An 18,035-nucleotide genomic window follows, 5' to 3' on the forward strand; every position below is an offset into this window, starting at 1 on the left:
GTAATAGGCTGCCCGGGCATTCATTGCCCGGGTGCCGCATTTTATAATTAAACTTCCATAATAATGGGAAGAACCATTGGCTTGCGCTTTGTTTCTTTATAAACAAAATCGCTCATGGATGACTTTAAAGCGCCCTTTAGGCTTGCCCAATCCGTCTGTTTTTTGTCTGCACATTTGTGCAGCGCCGCTTTTGCGACGGTTTTTGCTTCTTCCATTAAATCAACCGACTCGCGCACATACACAAATCCGCGGGAAATTACGTCGGGTCCGGTTAAAATCGAGCCGTCCTGCTTCGATAAGGTCACGACCACAATGATGATTCCGTCCTCGGCCAAATGTTTTCTATCCCGCAGAACAATGTTGCCCACATCGCCGATGCCCAGGCCGTCAATCAACACCGCGCCGGACTGCACCGTGCCATTAAGGCGCGCACTGTTCTGCCCAAGCTCAATCACCTTTCCAATGTCGCCTACAATGACATTCTTTTGTTTTATGCCCATTCGTTCCGCCAGCATTGCATGCTGTTTTAAATGGCGGAACTCGCCATGAACCGGAATAAAAAATTTCGGTTTCACTAAGGACATAATAAGCTTTAGCTCTTCCTGGCAGGCGTGTCCGGAAACGTGAATATTCTCTAAAGATTTATAAACCACATCTGCGCCCTTTTTAAACAGCTCGTTGATCACTGCTGAAATCTGTTTTTCATTGCCCGGAATGGGTGACGCGGAAACAATAACCAAGTCGCCCTTGTTAATTTCAACCTTTTTATGGTCAGAAAACGCCATGCGCGTCAGCGCCGACATTGCCTCGCCCTGGCTGCCTGTGGTGATGATGCACAGCTGGTTGGGCCTGTATTTTTTAATTTCATCAATAGAAATTAAAACCTTTTCGGGAATGTTTAAATAACCAAGCGTTGCGGCTACCTCCGCCACATTTTCCATGCTCCGCCCGGAAATGGCAACCTTTCTTCCATACCGGTGAGCAGAATTAATAATCTGCTGAACGCGGTGCACATTTGAAGCAAAGGTGGCAACAATAATTCTGCTGTTGCAGTTTCTAAAAAATTCTTCAAAGGTGTCGCCCACCGTGCGTTCCGACATGGTGTAACCGGTGCGCTCAACATTGGTGCTGTCAGACATTAAGGCCAAAACGCCCTTTTTCCCAAGCTCGCCAAACCGGGCTAGGTCAATCATTTCGCCGTCTATGGGCGTTGAGTCCACCTTAAAGTCACCGGTGTGCACCACGGTTCCCACCGGCGTGTTGATCGCCAGCGCTACAGCGCCGGCAATGGAGTGATTCGTATGAATAAATTCAATTTTAAAGCAGCCAAGCTTCACCACGTCGCCCGGTTTCACTCTGTGCAGCTTTGTTTTTGATAGAAGATTGAATTCTTTCAGTTTTACTTCAACCAGCCCTAAAGTGAGCCTGGTTCCGTAAATCGGAACGTTCATCTCCTTTAAAAAATAAGGGATTGCGCCGATATGGTCCTCATGACCGTGCGTAATCACAATGCCGCGGATTTTCTGCCTATTTTTCACAAGATATGTGATGTCGGGAATCACAATATCAATTCCGGGCATACTCTCGTCGGGGAAAGCCATCCCACAGTCCAGCACGAATATGTCGTTCTCGTACTCAATAACCGTCATGTTCTTTCCGATTTCATTCAGACCCCCCAACGGGATAATTTTCAGTTTTTGATTTTTTGACACAAAAAGACCTCCATATATTCTTTTATTTTTCCGTTCGTGTATTTACAGCCTTTCGGCAAATTATACTTTTAATCAGCCATAATTCCGTCCGTTATACATCAGTAATATATTATATCAAATTTTAACCAAATAATAAAGACATTTTTAAAAAATTTTAAAAATAAAAAAAGTAAAATTTTTGTTGACGTTTTAGTTAGAATATGCTATAATATTCTCAAATAAAAGCAATGACCGGAAACAAGTAGGAACGCACAAAGCCTTTTAGAGAGCTGCCGGGTGGTGCAAGGCAGCGGCGGAGGCGTTTTCCGAATACATTCTGTGAGCCGCGCACCGAACGGCCTTTCGGCTTAGTAGACTGCGACGGGTGTGCCCGTTACAGCACCTGGGTATATAGCGCTTAAAAATTTAGCGCCGTTACCCGTAGAGGCCGGTTTCGTGAGATGCCGGTAAAATGAGGTGGTACCGCGAGATTCTTTCTCGTCCTCATATTTTTGAGGACGGGATTTTTTTATGCCCATCCTTAAACTCTAATTTTATTTATTTTTTTAGAAAGGGTGGTACAGTCATGGTATCAAAAATTGTTATGCTTATCGTGTTTTTCGCGGTAACGGTGGGAATCGGCATTTACTGCCGCGCCCACGCAACCAACGTGAACGGGTTTGTTTTAGGGGGGCGCAACGTGGGTCCCTGGCTCACAGCCTTTGCCTATGGAACCTCGTATTTTTCAGCAGTTATTTTTATCGGATATGCCGGCCAGTTCGGATGGAAATTCGGTCTTGCCTCCACATGGATTGGTTTGGGAAACGCCTTTTTGGGTTCCCTCCTGGCTTGGGTGGTGTTGGGCCGTCGCACAAGGCTGATGACGCAGCATTTGCAAAGCTCCACCATGCCGGAATTTTTCGGAAAGCGCTACGGCAGCAGGTCTTTAAAAATCGGCGCGTCCATCATCGTGTTTATCTTTCTAATTCCCTACACAGCATCGCTTTATAACGGTTTATCCAGGCTGTTTTCCATGGCCTTTCAAATCGACTATGTCTACTGCATCATTGCAATGTCGGTTTTAACTGCAATTTACGTCATTGCAGGCGGTTACATGGCAACTGCTATTAACGACTTTATTCAAGGCATTATTATGATCGGCGGAATTATTTTAGTTATTCTTTCTGTGCTGAAAATTAACGGCGGATTTATGGGCTCGGTAACTGCTTTAGCAAATGTGCCCGGTGATTTTCCCGGCTCTTTTGCTTCCTTTTTCGGTCCTGACCCCTTCGGCCTTTTGTGTGTTGTAATTTTAACCTCTTTGGGAACCTGGGGTCTGCCGCAGATGGTGCATAAATTCTACACCATTAAAAGCGAACACGCCATCTCTCACGGTGCGATTATTTCAACGCTGTTTGCCGTAATTGTTGCAGGGGGCTGCTACTTCTTGGGCGGCTTCGGCCGGGTTTTCACAGACGCTTTAAACGTTGGCGCAAACGGAATTCCCGCCGGCGGCTACGACGCCATTATCCCAGCCATGATGTCTTATCTGCCCAACATTCTTTTAGGTGTGGTTGTTATTTTAGTACTGTCTGCTTCCATGTCCACTTTGTCTTCTTTAGTACTAACCTCCAGCGCCACGCTGACGTTAGACGTAGTAAAAGAATGTTTTGCAAAAAAAATGAGCGACAAAAAACAGGTTTTTGTAATGCGCGGATTTGTTGTTGTGTTCATCGCCATTTCAGCAATCATTGCAATTGTGCAGTATAAGGGCGGCATCACCTTTATTGCCCAGCTGATGGGAATTTCCTGGGGCGCCCTTGCGGGAGCATTTTTGGCGCCGTTTATCTTCGGGCTTTATGTTAAGCGTACCTCAAAGGCCGCCGTGTGGACCAGCTTCATTTTCGGCACGGGTATTATGGTGCTGAATATGGCGGCAAAGCAGCTGTTTCCCGTTTGGCTTCAGTCCCCCATTAACTGCGGCGCCTTTGCCATGATTGCAGGGCTTGTAATTGTGCCGGCAGTATCTTTGTTTACCAAATCTCCGGACAAACAGCTTGTGGAAGACTCCTTCGCGTGCTACAACCGAAAAGTGACAACCATTGCAAAAGATTCTTTGGGAGAAAACGACTAATCGACCGTTTCTACTCTTTTTCCCTCGCTTTCGCTCTTATTTGTTACTGATTTGTTTCGAGTTTGTAGAATTATGTCGATTTATGTTTGATACTTGTAATTGATTTGTAACATAAAATACTATATAATGTACCTACACCACAGGAATCCACAATATATTATTTTATGAAAACGAAAGGAGCATATCCCAAATGAGTATCAAAAAATTGATACGTAAGGTAACAGTAACAGTAAATGAATGTGAGGTGGCGCAAAGCTTTACACTGGAGTACTTTGTGTTAGAGCGTGAAACCTTTGTAGACGGAATAGGTTCAAACACGTACGGCATTGAGGTTTTAAAGCGCAGCAACCCGAATTCGAAAACATTGAAAGTTGAGTATCGGAAGATTTTTGATATTTTCTGCACCGAAGCGGAAGCTACCGAGGCTGCTTTCGTTTTAGCTGAAAACACCGTTACCCCTGTTTCTGTTTGCGACATCATTGAGCAGTTCATCGGCACTGATGAATTTGAATGTGAAGAATATGAAGTCGCGGCAATTTAGACACACAGTTCACACACACCACTAATTTTTAAAAAAAGACCACCGCAGGCAATTGCCTGCGGTGGTTTTGTCATATTTGAAACAGCTTGTCAATATAATAGTACAAACTGTTTTAAAAGGAGCGAAACACATGAAAATTCAGGAAAGAACACCGTCTTACCGAAGGCGCACATATGGCGGCTTAGATGACCAATATGAAGGCGGTCTGAAGCAGACCTTTGCCGCACAGGTGCTTATTTGCATTTTAATCCTTATGTTTTGTGTTTTAGTGAAGCTTTATCCGGGAGAAAATTTTGAAAAGGCAAAAAACAGCGTTCAGCTCATTGTGACGCAAAACACCGATATTAAGGCTGAATTTGAAAAATTGAAAGCAAACTTTAAAAAAGACGAATCATTAGAAACGCTGAACCCCGTTTCCGGCATGGCGGCGCCGTCTACCGGCAAAATTGTAAAGGGATTTGGCATTCAAGATGCCTCCGGCAGCGGTTTTCACTATGGGCTTGACCTCTCTTGCGGAGAAACAGAAAACATTGTTACGGCAAACGACGGCGAGGTGACGGAAATTGCAACCAACGCCGAGTTTGGCTCTTACATCATCATTCGCCACAGCGAAGAAATTACCACCCTTTACGGACAACTAAACGAAATTTTGCCCAACGTGGGTGACAAGGTGACAAAGGGGCAGGCAATTGCCCGTGCCGGCGGCGAAAACTCCACCTTTTATTTTGAACTTCGCCGGGGCGACACCTATTTAGACCCCACGCAATTCATTGAATTCAAGGAGTAACAGATGATTAAAATCACCCGTTTCTTTTACATTCATCTTTTGGTGCTTCCACTAATTGCGGTGGCCTTTTTCACCAAAAGCCAAATGACATTTTTCATTGCTTACGGCGTTGTGCTCATTCACGAGCTATGCCACCTTCTCGCGGCGCTGTGTTTAAACGTTAAGGTTTATTCCATCATTGTTATGCCGTTCGGCATGACGCTGCGGCTTGACTCCTCTGTTATGCGCTCGCCGAAAAAAGAAGCAGCAATTGCGCTGGCAGGACCGTTATCCAATGCGCTCATGCTGCTTTTCGGGTTTTGTTTGTTCGACGTCTACGCCCCGTCGTTAAACTTCTATTTGTTTATGGTGATTAACGGCGCTCTGCTGGTTTTAAACCTCATTCCCGTGCCGCCCTTAGACGGCGGCAGAATTGTTCGCGCAGCGGTTATTCATCACGCCGGACTGATTCCGGCCGCAAAAATAACGCGGCGGATTTCCTATGTGTTCATCGGGCTTATTTGTGTAATGGGGGTGCTGCTTTTAATTTTGTTCCGCGGGAATCCAAGCCTGATTATGATTGGCGCTTTTCTGTTCTACAGCCTGGCCGATGAAAAGAAAAACAGCGATATTTTAATTATGCGTGAAATGATTTATGAAAAAGAAAAACTCAAGAGCGATTCGCTGATTCCCTCCAAAATGATTTGTGTGCACCAAAACACGCCTGCAAAACGCATTTTAAGGAAATTGAACCTAAGCACCTTTTACATCATTTCTATCATCGACGACAACATGCGCATTTTAAGAACGGTCACAGAAAGCGATTTTATCCGTTCTGTCACCGCAAAGGGTTATGGAATTCTTTCGAAAGACGTAGTTTAATACGCCTGCCGTTTCTTAAAATAACACCAGATATCCCAGCGCAATTAAAAGGAGCTTATCCTCACAGCCGGAAAGCAAAAGCAAAATGACAAGACCGATAATTAAAATGGTGTCCTGATCCAGCTCTTCTAAAAACCCTTTCTTTGCGGGCACTGGTTTTACATCGTTCTCCCGCTCTTTTACCCGCTCACGCTCCCAGTCCTGCTGCCGCTCCGGGTACTGCGGACGGAAGGGCTTTGGCTCGCGCCGGATGGGCGCGCTGAAATTGTTGCTGGCATTATAATAGTTGGTTACCACGCAAATTCACCCCTACAGTTTAAAATTTTTCAGCAAATCGGTTTTCCCCGCCGCTTCGGCCATTTTGGCAAGCTTTAAAAGCTTTACCGCGTTGTCTACCTTGGGCCTTTTGTCCTCGCTTAAAAACGGCTTTAACGCATTTAAAAGCCTTGCTCGTTCGTCCTCGCCATTAACGTTTGAAAGCAAGTTCCCAATTTGCAAAAGTGCGTCTAATTCCGTTCCCTGCGAACCCGCTGACGTTTCCGGCTCGGATTTTTGGGGCTGACCGCTTTCCTCACCGCCAACGCCAAGCGACGACAGGGCCGCCGCTATCTTCTGTTCGGGATTGTCGCCAAGCATCCCCATCAGCGTGTTTAAAAGTTCGCTGTTATCCTCCGCCATAATCGTTCCTCCTTAAGTTTGTTAAAACAGTTTTTTCAGTTCTTTTAAAATATCTGGATTTTTTTTCACTTCGTTCATCAATTTTCCCAAATCTACGTTTTTTGTTTTTTCGGAAAGCCCTAAATCTGCAATCATCTTTTCGGCCTTGTTGGTATCTACCGAATCCAGCATCTGGGCAAGCTCGCCGTTTTCTGCTTTCTTCTTCAGTTCCTCTAATTTCGTTCTATTCATTGATTTTAAAATTCCGTCTAAATTGTTTGCCAATGAAAACACCCCTTTCTTTGTATCGCTACATTATATGAATGATATGCGGTTTTATTGACAACGAACAAAAAATTTTGTTGTTCATATAATGTATCAAAAAGAAATGAGGGGTATTATGATTTATCTGGACAATGCCGCAACCACATTCACAAAACCGCGCCAGGTTTACGAGGCCGTGGTAGACGCCATGGTGAAAAACGGCGTTAATGCCGGCCGCGGCGGATATGACGCAGCCGTGCGTGCCAATGAACTTTTATTTGAAACAAAAGAGCGTTTGGCTGCCCTGTTTCATATTGAAAACCCGGAACGCATCGCGTTTGCATATAACACCACCCACGCGCTGAACATGGGGATTAAAGGCGTGCTGTCTTACGGCGACCACGTGATTATCACTTCCATGGAGCACAACTCGGTTCTCCGCCCCGTTAAGGAGTGCGAGCTGCATAAAAGAATCTCCTACACAGTGCTGCGGGCAAACGACAAGGGTGAAATTGACATGAATTCGCTGGAAAAAGCAATCCGCCCAAACACAAAGCTCATATGCATGACGCACTCTTCCAATGTATGCGGGACAATGATGGATATTTACAAGGCGGCAGAAATTGCACACAAGCATAACATATTGTTCATGGTTGACGCTGCGCAAAGCGCCGGGGCAATTGACATTGACGGTTCCAAATTAGACCTTTTCGCTTTCCCCGGCCACAAGGGACTTATGGGACCCATGGGCACCGGCGGCCTTTATGTGCGTGAGGGGCTAACGCTTCAAACAATTATTGAAGGCGGTACAGGCAGTCTGTCTGAAAGCGTTTACCAGCCCGAAATGATGCCCGACCGCTTAGAAAGCGGAACGCTGAACGTTCCCGCCATTGTCGGTTTGGGGCAGGCCGCAAAATTTCTGTTAGACACCGGGGTGGAAACCGTCCGCCGGCAGGAGGAAGCACTGTGCTCCTATTTTGAAGAGCGCGTTCGCGCGATGCCTGGTGTAACAGTTTACGGATCAAGCAACAAAACCGCCATCTGTGCCATAAATATCGAAGGTGCCGACTGTGTGGAGGTGGCCCAGATGTTAAATGACAACTATGACATCGCCGTGCGCGCAGGACTCCACTGCGCCATTTTGGCCCACAAAACGCTGGGCACAGAAAAAACGGGGTGCGTCCGCTTTAGTTTCGGCTATTTTAACACCATAAGTGAAGTGGACAAAGCCGTAAACGCAGTTTATGAAATTTCAAAGGAGCTTTAACTGCTAAAAAACCGGCCTGCACAAATGATTGCAGGCCGGTTTAAATTTTATGAAAATGGGAAAAATATTTACAAATCTGTAAAAATAAAACCGTTGACTTAAAAGTATATCCGTAGTATAATGAGTAATACATCCTGGGGACGCAATGGTTTCGACGGGAATGCAGAACATTTGGGAGCGGGTAGTGGTGCGGAGCCACTTAAAAATCCGCAAATTAAATATAATCGACAATAACGATTTAGCTTTTGCTGCCTAATTAGGCGGCTGTCCTGCCTGCGGTAACCGCGCCAAGGGGTCAGGGCATCATGAATGCGGTGAACGTGAGCAGCTTAAGCTTTGCGGCTGCCATGACCAATGAAGCTACTAAACCTTAAGGTTTGTTTGTGAACCTTAAGGCGAGGGAATGTAAATCACAAACTGCACCCGGAGCGCCCGAATCGGAAGTATTTTCGGACAGGAGTTCGACTCTCCTCGTCTCCACCAAGTAAGGACAAATACAAATAGGATTGTATTTGTCATGCAAATAGCCATCGCCTATATTGTAGGCAATGGCTATTTTGTCGTTATACAGTTCTATTTTGTTTACAAAGGTATTGAGTAGCTTCTCATGAAAATACGCATCATGGATGTCGCCGTTTATAAAGCGTTCCATAAAAAACGTAACCTTGTCCACCGTCAGCGCAGGAATCCGAATCCGTTCCGCTTCCATCTGCCGTTCAATATCCTGCTGCTGTATTTCTAACTGTTCCAGTTCGTCCAGCAGGATTTGTTTTGCCTTTCCTGCTTTTATAGCGGCTAACAGATTGCGTGCTTCCTTCTTCACTTTCCGCAGTTCTTTTTCAAGGGCTGTGATTTCGCTCTTGTCATTTCGTTCCTTTTCACAAAGGGCTACTATCTTTTTGGCAATGTACTCTATCCGTTCCGGCGTTAAGAGTTGCAAGGTCTGTGTTATCACAAACTCCTCTAAATCTGCCCGCCTGCGGTTTTTCAGTGCGCATTTGCACTTGCCGGAATGGGAAGCGCAGCTATAGTAATAATGGGTTTTACCGCCGCTCTTACTTGTTCCGCTAATTCCGGTAACATTGCGTCCGCAGTAGCCGCAGAATGTTTGACAGCGTGCTTGAGGCGGATTTAACGGAAAATAAAATGCTGCGGGTTGAAGCCGCCGACTTGGTAGAAAAACTCCACGGAGCGACGGGCGCCCCCTTTACGGAAACTGTTTCAACGTTTGCAGAAAACTACGTCCATCCTAACGCAAAAGCACAGCTAATAGCCCGTTATGATTTAGAGCATTTAAAAGACAGCTTTGCCCGCGGCGCAGACGAGTTTTCTCACAATGAATACGTCCATCTTGGCGGGCAGGGCTTTTGCTGGGTGCAGTTCACCAGCCGGATTTACCACTCCCGCATTTCCAACACCCTTAGAATTACCACATTTTTAAGGAACATTGACTATGAAATCCGCCGCAGGCAGGCACTTGTAAAAAAAGCGGCAGCCGACGTGCTTACTGGTCTGCCCAACCGTGAAAGCGTGTCAGGCAGCGTCCGGGCTTGTCTTGCGGAAAAAAACAGCGGGCGCCATGCCATGTTGTTTATCGATTTGGACTGTTTTAAGTTTGTAAACGATAACTGGGGCCACAATTACGGCGACAAGGTTTTGATAGAAACGGCAGAAAAACTGCGTAAGCTCTTTTCCGGCGGCGAAATTTACGGCAGGCTTGGCGGTGATGAATTTCTGGTGTTTTTAAAAGACGTTCCTTCCCGGCAGGCCGTAGAACAAACAGCCCAATAAATTGTGAACGCCCTTCCGATTCACATTGCAGAAGGCAACCTCGAAGTAGATGTGACCTGCAGTATTGGCATTGCTTTAAGCAACGGCAAAAGCGCCACTTTGGAAGCGATGTATGAACAGTCTGACCAGGCGATGTATCGGGCAAAGGAGTTAGGCCGAAACCAGTTTTATTTTTATGACGATTTGACATAAGCAAACCACACCGGCTTTCGTGCCGGTGTGGTTTTTCTATTGCGGCAAAAAAAGCTTTGAAGGCGGACAGCCATAACGTTTTTTTATAACCCTGCTAAAATATTTCGGGTCTGAAAAGCCACAAAAATTAGCAATTTCTTCAACAGTGTAACACCGCTGAGCCAAAAGCTGTTCTGCACAGCCCAGCCGCAGCTCTAAAAGATAATCCTTTGGGCGCTTGCCAAAGGTTTTCTGAAACCTGCGGCGAAAATTTGTGTCGCTGATACCTGCCGCATCACACACTGACGAAATGTTCAGTTCAGGATTTTTAAAATTATTTTCTAAAAACGAAACCGCCTGAAAAAATGTTTGATTTCCAGTTCGTTTCTCCTTTGCCACAGATTGCTTTTGCAGCTCCGCCAAAATCTCATAAAAACATGCTTTTGCCTCAAACCCGCCTCCGGCGCCGCGGGTATTCCAAATTTGGTGCAGCTTTAAAAACAGCGCGTAAAGCATTTGAAAATTTGCCGGGGTAAAATTTTCCATTTCGCAACCGGCGTCATCTGATAAAAAGTGCACCGCCAAAATTTCGCCTGGGGTGTAAACTGCCCGATAGGCAAAATTCTGCGGCATAAAAATTACATCTCCCACCGATGCTCGGACCATTTTGTCCCCGTTTGTAAAACAGCCGTTGCCGCGAATACGGCAGGCCAGCGCACAAAAGGGCCTTGGGGCCACCTCATAGGTGCCGCTGTCCCAGTGAAAACGGCTGACCGATAAAAGCTGAATGTTGATGTCATCAGCTAAAAAGAGCATGTTTTTCCCACCTTTTTTTCATTTATAACTATGTTACCACATTTTTTCAAGTTATTCAAGCCTGAAAAATCCACCTTTTGTTTTGTTTTTTCAGTTCCATTTTTATTTATGCAATGATATACTGCCTGAAAAGGAGTGATGATCATGCAGAATTTATTTATTTTCGGACCAAAGGTAACTGCAACATTGAACCAAAGCTGCTGCTGCAAAACGCTGCAAACGCTGTGGAACGGTTTTTGTTGTACCGCTGGAACCATTGATTTTTTGCCGGAGAACAACTTCATCATGAAAATTGGTGATGTGCGTCCTTTGCCTTTAGAAAACTGCGACTTTTCCATTTCGGTGACAACAGACGGTTTTTGCATTGCCGCAGAAGACAGGCGCGGTCTTTTAAATGGCTACATGGCGCTGCTTCGGCAAATTCAGCCTATTTGCTTAGAGCGCGGAAGCGAGCAATTTTTCATTCCGTGCGGGGAAATTTACGGTAAGCCGGCGGTAAAAAAACGTATGGTGCACCTTTGTGTATTTCCCGAAACCACGCTTCCCTTTATAACCAAATTTGTCCGGCTGTGCGGTGTGTTAAACTATACCCACCTGGTATTGGAATTTTGGGGTACACTGCATTTCGACTGTTTGAAAGAGCTTTCCTGGCCGCAGGCCCTTACGAAAGAACAAATCAAACCAATCATCAAGGAAGCAAACGACATGGGGCTTGAAATCATTCCCATGTTCAACCACTTGGGCCACGCCGCCGCCAGCCGCGGTATTCACGGCAAGCACGTAGTCTTAGACCAAAATCCCAGATTACAGGGACGATTTGACGAAGACGGCTGGACCTGGAACATTACAAAGCCGGAAGTAAGAGGGCTTTTTCAGAAAATCCGGCGGGAGCTTTACGAGCTTTGCGGCGGAAGCTATTTTCACATTGGCTGTGACGAGGCCTACCGCTACGGCGGCGAAAATGCTGATATTTCCCTTTTAACGCGCTTTTTAAATGAAACGGCGGCAGAAATCGCCGGCGAGGGGCGCCGCCCTATTATGTGGGGCGACATGCTGCTGAATTCCAAGGCGGCAGGCGTGCAGGAGGGATACACCTGCAACTGCCGAAACAGCAAAGCGGCTGAATCCTTGCTGACATCTCTTGACAAGCGGCTGGTGATTGCAGACTGGCAGTATGATGTGACACGCTCCCCTGTGCTCACGGCAGAATATCTTTCTTCCTTTGGGTTCGACACGCTCCTTTGTCCCTGGTATGATTTCAAAAACATTGGCGCATGCGTTGAAACGGCACAGCAGATAAATAACAGCGGCGTTATGCTCACCACATGGCACACCTTAAGCGCCCGCATGTTTTCTCTTTTGGTCTGCGCACAGGGCTGTTTAACGGGAAAAGTGAACTTTGCCGGCCGCGATTATGCCGCTGAAACCGCCGCTTTGATAAGGAAGGTTTATTTTGCAGACGGAGATTATGAAACCGCAGGCTGGGCAAAACATCAAATTAGCGAGATAACGCTATGAACATGATATGCTTTTTCGGCATTATCCTGTGTGCCTGTGCTCAATCGTTGCTTGCAAAGGCCTGCAGCCACAGCACAAACAATCCAATTTATTTTAATATGGAAAAGGCGCTTTTTGCCTTTTTGCCGTTTGCAGCAGTTGTTGCCGTAACGAGTACGCCCAGCAGGTGGTTTCACGCCGAAACCGCTATATTTGCCTTTTTCTTTGCCGTATCGCTGTGTATTTCCATGTATGCCGGCTATCAGGCACTTAAGCTGGGGCCAGTTTCGCTTACCAGCCTGATTGTTTCATTTTCACTCATAATCCCCTGCGCTTATGGCATTCTGTTCTTACACGAACCCATAACATTTTTTAAAAGCACCGGATTTGTGTTTTTGCTGGCCGCCATACTTTTGACAAATGGTAAAAGAGAGCATAACACTGTTCCGGTGTCAAAAAAATGGGCAAAATTTACATTGCTGACACTGGTTTCAAATGGTCTGTGCTCCTGTTTGCAAAAACAGCATCAAACTAAATATCCTGGTCTGTATTTAAGCGAATTCATGTGCAATTCCATGCTGTTTGCCACGCTCATTTTTGCGGCAGCCTTCGTTGTATCCCGCAGGAAAACAGTTTCATTGCTCAAAACGAAAAAGGGAATTCACAAATTCGGAATTTTATCAGGCTTTGCAAATGCAGGCGTCAATTTTTTAACGCTGGCCCTTGCAGCTCGCTCCGACGCCAGCGCCCTGTTTCCCTTAATTTCTGCCGGCACCATTGTTTCAACAAGCGCCGCAGGCATCCTGCTTTTTCGGGAACGGCTTGAAAAACGTCAATTGGCTGCTCTTTTAGCAGGTTTTGCCGCTGTTGTCTGTTTAAAACTCTGAAGCTGCATAATTTTCCAAATTTTGTTGAAATTATATATAACGTATGATATAATTAGGAAGATTTTGGATAAACAGTAATGATTTCAAAATCAATCTGAACTGTTGGAGTGTTATCATGGAAAAAAGAGAAAAGTTCTCTTCCAGGCTTGGGTTTATTTTAATTTCAGCGGGATGCGCTGTGGGCCTGGGAAATGTGTGGCGGTTTCCTTATATTGTAGGAAAAAACGGCGGGGCAATTTTTGTGGCGATTTATCTTGCGTTTTTGCTGCTGCTCGGCCTTCCCATTCTTGTTATGGAATTTGCTGTGGGACGGGCCAGCCAGCGGTCGGTGGCAAAAAGTTTTCGCCTGTTAGAGCCTGAGGGCACAAAGTGGCACCTGTTCAGCTATGTGGCGCTGGGCGGGAACTATCTTTTGATGATGTTCTACACCTCGGTAGGCGGCTGGATGCTGGCGTATGTATTTAAGGCGCTGTCCGGCCATTTGCACGGTGTGACTACTCAGGGCGCACAGCTGGTGTTTAACCAACTGCTGGCAAGCCCCGGAAGCATGTTTTTCTGGATGATTTTAATTGTGCTGATTAGCTTTGGAATTTGCAGTTTGGGTCTGCAAAACGGCGTAGAACGCATTACGAAGCTTATGATGAGTTCCCTGTTCGTTATTATTTTAGTTCTGGCAATTCGGAGCATTACCCTGCCGGGCGCAGCAGAAGGGTTAAAGTTTTATCTGGTACCCAACGTTGAGCATGTGAAAGAACAAGGCATAATCAACGTTATTTTTGCCGCTATGGGACAGGCCTTTTTCACTCTGAGCATCGGCATTGGCTCTATGAGTATTTTCGGCAGCTATATCGGCAAAGACAGAAGCCTGACAGGCGAGTCGTTAAGCATTTGTTTTTTAGACACATTGGTTGCGCTGTTTGCCGGCTTAATCATCTTTCCCGCCTGCTCTGCCTTTGGTGTAAACCCGGGTGAGGGGCCAGGGCTGGTGTTTGTTACCCTTCCGGGCATTTTTAATCAAATGCCGTTCGGGAAGCTGTGGGAGTTTTTGTTCTTTGTGTTTATGACGTTTGCGGCAATGTCCACCATTATCGCCGTTTTTGAAAACATTTTAAGCTTTTGTATGGACATGTGGGGCATGAGCCGCACAAAAGCGGTGCTCATTAATGCCGTCCTCGTAATTTTGCTTTCTCTGCCCTGCGTGTTCGGATTTAATTTGCTAAGCTTTATAAAGCCTTTGGGCGCAGGCAGTACCATTCAGGATTTGGAAGATTTTATTGTATCAAACAATCTTCTGCCCCTGGGCAGCCTGGTATTTTTGCTGTTCTGCACGCGAAAAAGGGGCTGGGGCTGGGATAATTTCATTAAAGAGGCCGACATGGGCAGGGGTTTAAAATTTCCCAAAGCCCTTCGGTTTTATGTGTCTTACATTTTGCCGCTGATTGTTTTAATTATTTTTGTCTTTGGTTATCAGCAAAAGTTCTTTGCTCAATAAAAAAGGTGCCTTTCGGCACCTTTTATTTTTTGTTCTCTGTTTTGTTTTTCAGCAGGGCTTTAAACTCTTCTTCCGGCAGAGGCTTGCTGAAATAATATCCCTGCATGATGTCGCAGCCATAGCCAATGCACAGCTCCATCTGCTCCTTTGTTTCCACACCCTCGGCAACGGTTTCAAATTTCAGCTGTTTGGAAAGTTTGATGACAGAACGAATGACGCATTTTCCACGCTCGTCAGTTTCGTTGCCCGCCAAAAAACCTCTGTCAAGCTTCACCACGTCCACAGGTAGACTCCTTAAAAGAGTCAACGAAGAATAACCGCTTCCAAAATCGTCCATAGCCACGGTAAAGCCCCGTCGTTTCAGCTGCTGAATGGTTTGAACGCTTAATGCAACGTCACTGGACATTGCAGTTTCTGTGAACTCAATTTCTATGTAAGAAGGCGGAATTTGATACCGCGTAATAATTTCCATCAGCCGTTCAGGGAAATCGGGCTCATAGATGTGAATTTGTGAAAAGTTCACCGCAACCGGCACCGGGGCAATACCCCCGCGGATGAATTCACGAAGCGTTTTGCACACCAGCTCAAACATGTAAATGTCCAGCTTTAAAATAAATCCGTTTTCCTCAAACAGTCCAATAAATTTATCTGGAGTGATAACCCTGCCGTCATAGCGCCACCGCACCAGCGCCTCACAAGAAACCACAGACCGCGTTTTTGCGCCGAACTTTGGCTGGTAAACCGCGTAAAACTCGCCGTTTTCCAGTGCATCTTCCATTCTAAAAATCAGCTGCCGCTCCTCTGTTTTTAAAAGCTTCATTTCCTCTGTATAAATACCGATAAACTGGTTGTAGTTCCCCTTAACCGCTTTTTTGGCAGTTTTTGCACAGTCCACCATTTGCCGCACCGGCATTGCTTTATCCGTAATTTCAAAAACGCCGTAGCTAATCAAAATGTGGTTGTGCCCATCGGCCTTATCCCGAAAACGGCTGTTTACCTGATATATTTTTTGAAACAGCCCGTCTATGCTGTCGGCCGTTAAAAGGCAGACAAATTCGTCTGCATACAGTCGAGCGCATATTTCCTTGTCCTGCTTGGACGACAAGGAAACGGAGGCCAAGGTCTTCAGCACGTCATTGCCTCCATCAAGCCCCATAAGATTGTTATAAACTGCAAAATTGTTTACGTCGTAACACACAATGTAATATGGTCGGTCCGACCGTCGCAGAATTTCATTTGCCCAGATTTCAAACCCACGTTCGTTTAACAGCCCTGTTAAGCCATCTCTGGAATATTGCTCTACCTGCCGTTTGTGAAGCTTTTCAATTTTATTCTGCTTGTTGAGAATAAGGAAAAAGAGCAACAAGCTGCAAACCAAAATAGCGCTGCCCAGCAACAGATTCCCAATAAAATCTGCTCTGCGTTCATTTAAAAAGGCGCTGTCAGGAACCGCATAGCAAATCGACCAGTTGTTAATTCCAAGCGGTTTTGATACAACATAGTGCCGGCCAAATGAGGTTTTGTAATGCACGAAAAATTCTTCTCCGTTTTTTAAACGTTCCTGCATGACCTCTGTAGAAAATTTTCGGTCTAATGCTTCAGTTGTTAGAACATTGAACAAATTGTCAAATCCGTTTAAAACGCTGTTTTGATTTTTGGTTAAAATGGTTCCGTCCGAGGTCACCAACGCCGAAACTCCCTGTCCCTGAAAGGAAGTTGCGCTGATTACATTGTCAAACATTTTTTCGTTATAAACTCCAATTACAGCACCTTTCACCGAACTGCCTTTTTTTATCGGAACGGCAATTATAAATCTTGTGTGCCCCTCTTTCACCTGGCTTGCATCTAATCTTTCAATGGCGCGTTTGCCCAACATTGCCTCTTTAAAATATTGTCTGTTTTTACAGTCGACCACTTCGCCGTCATTGTCATATGCTTTTCCGTCCTGTCCGGCCACTGAAATTTTTGTAAAATCGGAAACCAGCACAATGGCCCGCATTCGCGCCGTAATGTCGGACAACTCAAAGTTTGTTTGAGACATAAATTCCGCTGACAGCGCCTCTAAGGTAGAGAACTGACCGTTTAAATTGGACTGCACCGTCCGCGTTTCTTGGTCAGCCAAATCAGACAGCGTCGCATAAATTTTCTGTTCTGCCGCCCGGGCTCCGAAAAATTGGTATACGATAAGGCTTGCCAGCATGACGCAAAGAAGCAAAATTGGAAATGGACCTAACCCCGGCCATGTTTTTTTCTCTTTTTCACGTTTATCCACAAATTTTTCAATAACAGAAAAAGGCGGGCCGTTTGCAGCTGCGGCGGTGTTACTGCGTGACACTTGTTTCATAATATTTCTCCTAAGATGTGCAATTGTGTACTTTTGCACACCCCACTTTTTTTCTGAGAAAATTTATATAAATGTTGCTTTATTTCGCATTTTATGATAAAATTTGTATATGTATAAAACGATATACGTTCTGTGCAAAAGTACACTTTTTCACAGCGCAAACTGCTGCATAAAGAACCTCCTATACGTTAAAATAGAAGCAAGGAGGTTTGTTTATGAACATCAATACTTATGGTTACATGCGTGTGTCTTCCGCCGACCAAAATGAAGACCGTCAAAAAATTGAGTTGCTTACCTGGGGTGTTCCTGCAGGCAATCTGTTTTGCGACAAGCTGTCTGGAAAGAACTTTTCCCGTCCCGAATATCAAAAACTAAAAACGCTCCTTAAAAAAGGTGACCTTTTGGTGGTAAAGAGCATTGACCGTTTGGGAAGGAACTATCTCCAAATTCAGGAGGAGTGGCGGTATATCACGAAAAAGCTGGAGGCAGACATCGTGATTATCGATATGCCCCTTTTAGACACCCGAAGAGACAAGGATTTGCTGGGGACGCTGATTTCCGACATTGTGCTGCAGCTTTTGTCCTATGTGGCGGAAACGGAACGGCAGTATATTCACCAGCGCCAGGCTGAGGGCATCGCAGCCGCCAAGCTCCGCGGCGTGCGGTTTGGACGGCCTGTAATTCCCTTACCCAAAAACTTTAAAGAGATTTATCTGCGGTGGAAAGCAGGAGAAATTTCGCTTTCAGAGGCCGCGGATCACACAAATATGTCTAAAAACCAGTTTAAATGGGCGGCGCGCAAGCACCGCGGATTTAACCGAAGAAGTTAGCTTTT

At 45.6% G+C, this 18,035-nt stretch carries 15 protein-coding genes, 1 other RNA gene, 2 pseudogenes and 1 other annotated feature; of the genes and pseudogenes, 11 read left to right on the forward strand and 7 right to left on the reverse strand.

Annotated elements, in window-relative coordinates; all coding sequences use genetic code 11:
• Window positions 1-47 precede the first annotated feature (47 nt).
• The gene (locus tag H8698_RS02350; protein WP_177680322.1) at window positions 48-1,712 is read right to left on the reverse strand and encodes an RNase J family beta-CASP ribonuclease; all 1,665 of its coding nucleotides are present in this window, start codon (window positions 1,710-1,712) and stop codon (window positions 48-50) included.
• A gap of 218 nt (window positions 1,713-1,930) precedes the next feature.
• Window positions 1,931-2,200, forward strand: a binding site (T-box leader).
• A gap of 77 nt (window positions 2,201-2,277) precedes the next feature.
• Between H8698_RS02350 and H8698_RS02355 the strand changes: the two genes are divergently transcribed.
• The 4 genes from H8698_RS02355 to H8698_RS02370 all read left to right on the forward strand — a co-directional run bounded on the left by H8698_RS02355 (window position 2,278) and on the right by H8698_RS02370 (window position 6,014).
• Window positions 2,278-3,825 (forward strand): sodium:solute symporter family protein, encoded by a 1,548-nt coding sequence (locus H8698_RS02355; RefSeq protein WP_249311013.1) that lies wholly within the window; start codon window positions 2,278-2,280, stop codon window positions 3,823-3,825.
• Between the two features lie 190 nt (window positions 3,826-4,015).
• A complete protein-coding gene (locus H8698_RS02360; protein ID WP_249311014.1) occupies window positions 4,016-4,366 on the forward strand; it encodes a DUF6514 family protein in 351 nt (116 codons plus the stop codon).
• A gap of 130 nt (window positions 4,367-4,496) precedes the next feature.
• Window positions 4,497-5,153 (forward strand): M23 family metallopeptidase, encoded by a 657-nt coding sequence (locus tag H8698_RS02365; protein WP_249311015.1) that lies wholly within the window; start codon window positions 4,497-4,499, stop codon window positions 5,151-5,153.
• A gap of 3 nt (window positions 5,154-5,156) precedes the next feature.
• Window positions 5,157-6,014: a site-2 protease family protein gene (locus H8698_RS02370; RefSeq protein ID WP_249311016.1), complete on the forward strand. Its 858-nt coding sequence runs from the start codon at window positions 5,157-5,159 to the stop codon at window positions 6,012-6,014.
• A gap of 15 nt (window positions 6,015-6,029) precedes the next feature.
• On the opposite strand, the gene H8698_RS02375 is transcribed toward H8698_RS02370, so the two are convergent.
• From H8698_RS02375 to H8698_RS02385, 3 genes are read right to left on the reverse strand one after another with little or no spacing between them, the layout of a single operon-like run.
• Complete coding sequence (locus H8698_RS02375) at window positions 6,030-6,311, reverse strand: hypothetical protein (RefSeq protein WP_177680327.1); 282 nt, start codon at window positions 6,309-6,311, stop codon at window positions 6,030-6,032.
• 12 nt (window positions 6,312-6,323) lie between these two features.
• A complete protein-coding gene (locus H8698_RS02380) occupies window positions 6,324-6,692 on the reverse strand; it encodes a hypothetical protein (protein ID WP_249311017.1) in 369 nt (122 codons plus the stop codon).
• A gap of 21 nt (window positions 6,693-6,713) precedes the next feature.
• Complete coding sequence (locus H8698_RS02385; protein ID WP_249311018.1) at window positions 6,714-6,956, reverse strand: hypothetical protein; 243 nt, start codon at window positions 6,954-6,956, stop codon at window positions 6,714-6,716.
• A 115-nt stretch (window positions 6,957-7,071) separates the two neighbouring features.
• On the opposite strand from H8698_RS02385, the gene H8698_RS02390 reads away from it, so the two are divergent.
• Window positions 7,072-8,202: an aminotransferase class V-fold PLP-dependent enzyme gene (locus H8698_RS02390; protein ID WP_249311019.1), complete on the forward strand. Its 1,131-nt coding sequence runs from the start codon at window positions 7,072-7,074 to the stop codon at window positions 8,200-8,202.
• A 136-nt stretch (window positions 8,203-8,338) separates the two neighbouring features.
• Window positions 8,339-8,685: a transfer-messenger RNA gene (gene ssrA, locus H8698_RS02395) on the forward strand.
• Between the two features lie 520 nt (window positions 8,686-9,205).
• Here ssrA and H8698_RS13475 read toward each other — a convergent pair.
• Window positions 9,206-9,274: pseudogene (locus H8698_RS13475) on the reverse strand (hypothetical protein); the annotation flags it as partial.
• A 74-nt stretch (window positions 9,275-9,348) separates the two neighbouring features.
• Between H8698_RS13475 and H8698_RS02400 the strand changes: the two are divergent.
• A pseudogene (locus H8698_RS02400) lies at window positions 9,349-10,185 on the forward strand (diguanylate cyclase domain-containing protein).
• Window positions 10,186-10,221: 36 nt separating this feature from the next.
• On the opposite strand, the gene H8698_RS02405 reads toward H8698_RS02400, so the two are convergent.
• Window positions 10,222-10,980, reverse strand: coding sequence for an AraC family transcriptional regulator (locus H8698_RS02405; RefSeq protein WP_249311020.1), 759 nt, complete (start codon window positions 10,978-10,980; stop codon window positions 10,222-10,224).
• Between the two features lie 144 nt (window positions 10,981-11,124).
• Between H8698_RS02405 and H8698_RS02410 the strand changes: the two genes are divergently transcribed.
• From H8698_RS02410 to H8698_RS02420, 3 genes are all read left to right on the forward strand, one after another.
• On the forward strand, window positions 11,125-12,498 hold the full coding sequence (locus H8698_RS02410; protein ID WP_249311021.1) for a family 20 glycosylhydrolase: 1,374 nt from the start codon (window positions 11,125-11,127) through the stop codon (window positions 12,496-12,498).
• Window positions 12,495-13,364: an EamA family transporter gene (locus tag H8698_RS02415; RefSeq protein WP_249311022.1), complete on the forward strand. Its 870-nt coding sequence runs from the start codon at window positions 12,495-12,497 to the stop codon at window positions 13,362-13,364. The genes H8698_RS02410 and H8698_RS02415 overlap by 4 nt, the downstream gene beginning before the upstream one ends.
• Window positions 13,365-13,479: 115 nt before the next feature.
• The gene (locus tag H8698_RS02420; RefSeq protein WP_249311023.1) at window positions 13,480-14,856 is read left to right on the forward strand and encodes a sodium-dependent transporter; all 1,377 of its coding nucleotides are present in this window, start codon (window positions 13,480-13,482) and stop codon (window positions 14,854-14,856) included.
• 22 nt (window positions 14,857-14,878) lie between these two features.
• On the opposite strand, the gene H8698_RS02425 is transcribed toward H8698_RS02420, so the two are convergent.
• Complete coding sequence (locus H8698_RS02425; protein WP_249311024.1) at window positions 14,879-17,200, reverse strand: bifunctional diguanylate cyclase/phosphodiesterase; 2,322 nt, start codon at window positions 17,198-17,200, stop codon at window positions 14,879-14,881.
• Between the two features lie 215 nt (window positions 17,201-17,415).
• Here H8698_RS02425 and H8698_RS02430 point away from each other — a divergent pair, with 215 nt between their 5' ends.
• Window positions 17,416-18,030 (forward strand): recombinase family protein, encoded by a 615-nt coding sequence (locus H8698_RS02430; RefSeq protein ID WP_177677443.1) that lies wholly within the window; start codon window positions 17,416-17,418, stop codon window positions 18,028-18,030.
• The last annotated feature ends 5 nt before the right edge of the window (window positions 18,031-18,035 follow it).

Source organism: Congzhengia minquanensis, assembly GCF_014384785.1.
GTDB lineage: Bacteria > Bacillota > Clostridia > UBA1381 > UBA9506 > Congzhengia > Congzhengia minquanensis.

Excerpts from the sequence above, each read along its gene's own strand:
- H8698_RS02355 (WP_249311013.1), top strand. The coding sequence starts at position 2,278 with ATGGTATCAAAAATTGTTATGCTTATCGTGTTTTTCGCGGTAACGGTG.
- H8698_RS02420 (WP_249311023.1), top strand. The coding sequence starts at position 13,480 with ATGGAAAAAAGAGAAAAGTTCTCTTCCAGGCTTGGGTTTATTTTAATT.
- H8698_RS02380 (WP_249311017.1), bottom strand. The coding sequence starts at position 6,692 with ATGGCGGAGGATAACAGCGAACTTTTAAACACGCTGATGGGGATGCTT.
- H8698_RS02405 (WP_249311020.1), bottom strand. The coding sequence starts at position 10,980 with ATGCTCTTTTTAGCTGATGACATCAACATTCAGCTTTTATCGGTCAGC.
- H8698_RS02365 (WP_249311015.1), top strand. The coding sequence starts at position 4,497 with ATGAAAATTCAGGAAAGAACACCGTCTTACCGAAGGCGCACATATGGC.
- H8698_RS02370 (WP_249311016.1), top strand. The coding sequence starts at position 5,157 with ATGATTAAAATCACCCGTTTCTTTTACATTCATCTTTTGGTGCTTCCA.
- H8698_RS02425 (WP_249311024.1), bottom strand. The coding sequence starts at position 17,200 with ATGAAACAAGTGTCACGCAGTAACACCGCCGCAGCTGCAAACGGCCCG.
- H8698_RS02390 (WP_249311019.1), top strand. The coding sequence starts at position 7,072 with ATGATTTATCTGGACAATGCCGCAACCACATTCACAAAACCGCGCCAG.
- H8698_RS02430 (WP_177677443.1), top strand. The coding sequence starts at position 17,416 with ATGAACATCAATACTTATGGTTACATGCGTGTGTCTTCCGCCGACCAA.
- H8698_RS02360 (WP_249311014.1), top strand. The coding sequence starts at position 4,016 with ATGAGTATCAAAAAATTGATACGTAAGGTAACAGTAACAGTAAATGAA.
- H8698_RS02410 (WP_249311021.1), top strand. The coding sequence starts at position 11,125 with ATGCAGAATTTATTTATTTTCGGACCAAAGGTAACTGCAACATTGAAC.
- H8698_RS02415 (WP_249311022.1), top strand. The coding sequence starts at position 12,495 with ATGAACATGATATGCTTTTTCGGCATTATCCTGTGTGCCTGTGCTCAA.